At 47.9% G+C, this 762-nt stretch carries 1 protein-coding gene; it reads right to left on the reverse strand.

What is annotated here, in order from left to right; translation table 11 throughout:
* Positions 1-756 (reverse strand): AraC family transcriptional regulator (locus ACTHUM_RS16260; RefSeq protein ID WP_440403459.1); only part of this gene is annotated, 756 nt, incomplete at its 3' end.
* Between the last annotated feature and the right edge of the window lie 6 nt (positions 757-762).

Raw genomic sequence — 762 nt, forward strand, 5'->3', positions numbered from 1 at the left:
TGTTTTCTGCATTTCTTTCTTAAAAAATTTGCCGAAATGCGTAGCCTCTTCAAAGCCGAGTTGCCACGCGATTTCTTTGACGGACACTTTCGTATAAGCCAACAATCGCTTGCTTTCCAATAAAATTCTTTGATTAATGAACTGTTTTGCTGTTAGCCCCGCATATTGTCGGCAGGTTTGGTTCAGTGTTTTTTCGTGACATGAAAGCGCATCAGCGTAAAACGCCAGTTGGTGCTGTGTGGAAAAATGCGTTTCCAGCAACGCACAAAATGCCTGCCAACGCTGCTTTGGGAGGTCGGGCAGGGCGTTTTGCGGCGAATACACCGACGACAGCCAAGTTAAAAATACACCGAGTTGCTGCTGTACCAGCTCGGCTTTTGCCGATTGCGCCAAATCGTCCGCATAGCGTAAATCAGAGAGGGTATGCATCATCTGGGTGAGCAAAGGCACGTGTTGCGGCGCCACCTTGCCTTGGGATGGCAGTTGTCTCAACTTGTCCGAAATATTGGAGGTCAGTATTTGTGGCGCAAAGGACATTCCCCATCCGTCCCAGTCTGCCACACCTGTAAAATGGTGAATTTGCTTAGGGCGAATCAGCAGCCATTCGCCTGTTTGCTGTACCATCTCGGCAAAGTCCAAAATGTGCCGACATTCTCCCTGTTGCACCCAAATCCACACAAAATATTCAAAGCGGTGTTGTTGCTCAAGTTGGGTTTTAATGGCTGCATCTGCTGCTGTTTCACTTTGGTAAAACACTTGTGC

The sequence above is a fragment of the Neisseria sp. P0021.S006 genome (assembly GCF_051956895.1).